Raw genomic sequence first — 4,425 nt, forward strand, 5'->3', positions numbered from 1 at the left:
CGCAACGGCCAGGACGTGCTGGTCCAGGCCCTCGGCGAGGTCGACCACCTCGCGCTGTCGTGCGTCTTCGCCGGCTCGCTGGCGGCGGACCCGGCCTACGTCGACGAGCTGCACTGGTCGATCGAGCGCCTCGGCCTCGGCGGCCGGATCACCCTGGCCGGCGACGCGGTCGACCTCGGCGCCGCCTACAACGCGGCGGACCTCCTGGTCATCCCGTCCCGCGCGGCGGCGTCCGGCATGTCCGTCGCGCAGGCGCTGGCCCGCGGCATCCCGGTGCTGGCGACCGAGGTCGGCGGTGTGTACGACGCCCTCGGCGTCGACGCGGACGGCGAGGTCCCCGGCCTGCTGGTGGAGCCGGACGACCCGTTCTCGCTCGCGGACGCGCTGCACCGCTGGTACGCCGACCCGGAGCTCAGGCGCTCCCTGCGCACGGCGGCGCTGGGCCGCGGCAGCGCACTGGAGGAGTGGGACGTCGCCGCCCGGCGGCTGACGCACGTGCTCTCGCGACTGGCCTCCGAACCCCGCATCGTCGCCTGACGCTTGCCGCGGCAGGCGGACCTCCGCCAACCTGACGCGATGTCGTCCCTTGATTCCGAACGCGGCTTCCTCGAAGTCGCCGGGCGCGAGCCGGACCGCCCGCTGCGCGACCAGCTCCTCGGCTTCCGCGACCTCGTCTCGGCCGACATGGACTGGGCCGACACCCGCAAACGCCGCTTCCGGCGTCGTGCGTCGGTGGTCCGCGTCGCGGCGCTCCTGCTCACGGCGGCGTCGACGGTGGTGCTGGGCATCCAGGAGATCCCGTCCCGCGCGTCGATCGCCCTGCCGATGGTGGCGCTGGTGACCGTGCTCGGCGGGCTCGAGACGTTCTTCAACTGGCGGTCGCGGTGGGTGCTGATGGAGGAGACCCGCTACAACCTCAACCGGATCCGCGACGAGCTGGACTACTACCTCGTGGGAACGCCGACAGCCGAGCTGAGCCGCGCGCGGCTGCAGGAGTTCTTCGACCGCCACCAGGTGACGTGGGCCGACGCGAGCCGCCAGTGGGTCGAGTTCAGAAGGTTGGACCGGCCGCCGCAGTCACCCGAGATCCGGTCGTGAGTGTTTGGTCGGGTTAGAACCCGACCAAACACTCACGACCACGTCGTCACGCCAGGGTGAGCGCGTAGATCTCCACCCTCGGGTCGTTCGGCAGGCTCACCGACTGCACGGTCTTCCCGCCGTCCAGCCCGGCCGAAATCCCGAACAACCGCACCGGCGGCCCGTCGACCCCGCTACCAGCCTTGATCCGGTGCGGCATCTCGAGCACCACCGGCGATCCCGACCCCGCCCAGTCACCGAAGGTCACGGCCAAGTCAGCGCTCGTCCCGTCGGTGTAGTGCGCGGTCAACGTCGTCGAAACCGGCCCGTTGTGCGACGCGCCCACCAGCTTCAACGCGCCGTGCTGACCCGACGGCAGCAGCAGCGACTGCCCCCGCGCCTCCACGAAGTTGGGCGAAGTGCCCGAAGCGTCCGGAGCCGCGTACGTGACGCCGTCCCACACCACCGGGCCCGCCGCCGGGAGCAGGGCGGCGTCGTAGCTCCAGCCGCTGCCGTCGAAGTTGCCCTCCGTGGACGCCGACACCGTCGCCGTGCCGTCGTGGTTGAGGTCGCGGGAAAGGTCGACCGCGCACTGCGTGCCGGACGACGCGCACACCGACGGCGTCCGGACCTCGACCGTCGCCGAGCGCGAAACGTTGTTCGCGCCCAGTCCGGCGACCGAGACCTCCACCGGGTACGTCCCGATCGCGGTCCCCGCCGGCACCGAAACCGTGATCGGCACCGTCTTCTGCACCGGGAGCCGCCCCGACCAGATCAGCTGCACCCCCTGGACCTGCGCCTGCCACGTCGAAGGCGCGGACACCGAAACCGTCACCGGCTGCAGCGCCGGGTTCTGGGCCAACACGTCCAGGTCGAGGTGCACCTGCTGCGCCGCCCCCGCCGGGATCACCACGGACGTCTGCCGCAGCGACGCGTCGACGTGCCGCCGCGCGTCACCGGCCGCGGTGTTCACCGACGGCGGGACCGCGCCCGGCGACGTGCCCCACGAAGAAGGCCGGGACCCGAGCTTGTGCGAGAGCGTTCCGCCGTGGGCGACCGCGGACCAGTCGATCGACGTCTGCCGGACGTCGCGGCCGTTCAACGACACGCTCTGGATGTACCGGTTCGCGTCGGAAGCCCCCGGTGCGTTCACGGTCAGCGTGCCGCCCTGCGAACGCCCGTACTGTCCGATCCGGACGGTCGCAGACTCGAACTGCGGGCTCGACAGCGCGAGGAAGTTCGCGCCGCTCATCGTCGGGTACAGGCCGAGCGACGAGAAGACGTACCAGGCGGACATCGTGCCGAGGTCGTCGTTGCCGGTCATGCCGTCGGGGCCGGTGGTGAACAGCGTCATCGCCGCGCGGACGACGGTCGCCGTCTTCGCCGGCGCGCCGACCCAGTTGTACATGTACGGCGCGAGCAGGTCGGGTTCGTTGTTCGGGTTGTAGGTCGCCTTGCCGTAGTAGTCGTACGGGCTCGCGATCCAGTCCTTCCGCGCGGTACCGGCGGGGTCCTTCAACAGATTGCCGTACGCGAAGAACGAGTCGAGCCGCTTCTCCGTCGACGTCCGGCCGCCCATCAGCGAGACCAGCCCGGCCGGGTCCTGCGGCACGAGCCACTGGTACTGGTAGGCGCCGCCTTCGTGGAACTGGTGGTCGGCGTCGACCGGGTTGTACGGCGTGAGGAACGTGCCCTCGGTCGTGCGCGGCCGGAACTGCTGGATCGAGGAGTCCCAAAGGTTCTTGTACCACTGGCCGCGGTCGGCGAACAGCTTCGCGTCGGCGCTGTGCCCGAGCCCGCCGGCCATCAGCGCGAGCGACGCGTCCGCCGCGGCGTACTCCATGGTCGCCGACGCCGGGTGCTCGCAGTCGTTGTCGCCGCCCTTGGCCGCGCAGTCCTTGCCCAGCTCGAGACCGCTCGGGATGTACCCGCGGTCGTTGTAGTAGTTGACGCCGGAGCGCCCGTTGTACGGCGAATCGGCGGGCGGCGTGCTCGTTGCGTTCTTCTTGAGCAGCGCGTACGCCTCTTCTTCGTGCCCGGCGAGCAGGCCCTTCGACCACGCCTCGACGAGGAACGGCGTCACCGGGTCGCCGGTCATGATGTTGGTTTCGCTCTCGGCCAGCGCCCAGCGCGGCAGCCACCCGCCGTCCCGCCCGATGGCGACGACCGACAGCGCGACGTCCCGCGCGACCTGCGGTTCCAGCATTTCGAGCAGCTGGTTCTGCGGCCGGTAGGTGTCCCACAGCGAGAAGTTCTGGTACGGCGTGTAGCCGCTCGCGGTGTGCACCTTGCCGTCGAAGCCGGTGTACGCGCCGTCGGTGTCGCCGGCCAGGTTCGGGTGAAGCTGCGCGTGGTAGAGCGCGGTGTAGAACGCCGTCTGCCGGTCGGCCGTCCCGCCGGCGATCTTGATCGCGCCGAGCCGGTCGGCCCACTGCTGGTGCAGCGCGGCGCGCGTGGCGTCGAAGTCGTAGCTGTCCGACGTCTCCGCGGCGAGGTTCTTCCGCGCGCCGTCGAGCCCGGTGTAGGACAGGCCGACCTTGAGCACGACGTCGTGGTCGGTGCTCGCGTCGAAGCTGGCCCAGGCGCCGTTGCCGCCGGTGCCCGCGGCGTCGCGGCCGCCCGCGGTGCGCGTCGAGCCGCGCCAGGTGCCGAACGAGCTGAACGGCCGGTCGAAGGTGGCGGTGAAGTAGACGGTGTGCTCGTCGTGCCCGGCGCAGAAGCCGCCCGCGCGGACCCGGCCTTCGAGCGTCCGGTCACCGACGACGTGGATTTCGGAGTCCTTGACGGACTGGTTGGCCTGGCCGGTGTTGAACAGGACGTTCGCCTGGCCGGTCGAGGGGAAGGTGTAGCGCTGCCAGCCGGTGCGCGCGGTAGCCGTCAGCTCGGCGTTCACGCCGTACTTCTTCAGGCCGACGCGGTAGTAGCCGGGCTCGGCGTGCTCGTCGTCGTGGCTGTACTCGGACTTGTAGGCGTTCTTGTCGACGCTGTCCACGGCGCCCGTGGTCGGCATGATCGGCAGCTCGCCCATCACGCCGCAGCCGACGCCGGACAGGTGCGTCTGGCTGAAGCCGTAGATCGCGTTCTGCAGGTAGTCGTAGCCGCCCTGACCGCCGGTGTCCGGGCTGACCTGCACCATGCCGAAGGGCGCGCTCGCGCCGGGGAACGTGTTCCCGAAGTTCTGCGTGCCGACGAACGGGTTGACCAGGCTGACCGGATCCGCGGCGGCGGGCGCGGCCTGCGCCGCGGCGGGGGCCAGGCCGGCGACCACCACCCCCGCGGCCACCGCGGCGGCCAGCCGTCTGCTCTGCGACCACATGGGCGCACCTCCCAGGAGATGACAACGTTGTC

At 71.2% G+C, this 4,425-nt stretch carries 3 protein-coding genes; 2 read left to right on the plus strand and 1 reads right to left on the minus strand.

Annotated features, from left to right (window positions below):
* Together G3I65_RS24730 and G3I65_RS24735 are read left to right on the plus strand one after the other, a co-directional pair.
* Nucleotides 1-537, plus strand: a 537-nt coding sequence (locus G3I65_RS24730) for a glycosyltransferase family 4 protein (protein ID WP_160698219.1), incomplete at its 5' end; no start/stop codon positions are given.
* A gap of 39 nt (nucleotides 538-576) precedes the next feature.
* Entirely contained in the window at nucleotides 577-1,098 is a 522-nt protein-coding gene (locus tag G3I65_RS24735) for a DUF4231 domain-containing protein (protein ID WP_160698220.1), read from the plus strand.
* 46 nt (nucleotides 1,099-1,144) lie between these two features.
* On the opposite strand, the gene G3I65_RS24740 is transcribed toward G3I65_RS24735, so the two are convergent.
* Nucleotides 1,145-4,393 carry a GH92 family glycosyl hydrolase gene (locus tag G3I65_RS24740; protein WP_160698221.1) on the minus strand — a complete coding sequence of 1,083 codons (3,249 nt, stop codon included), beginning with the start codon at nucleotides 4,391-4,393 and terminating at the stop codon, nucleotides 1,145-1,147.
* Nucleotides 4,394-4,425: the final 32 nt, after the last annotated feature.

Source organism: Amycolatopsis sp. SID8362 (assembly GCF_010550475.1).
Classification (GTDB): domain Bacteria; phylum Actinomycetota; class Actinomycetes; order Mycobacteriales; family Pseudonocardiaceae; genus Amycolatopsis; species Amycolatopsis eburnea.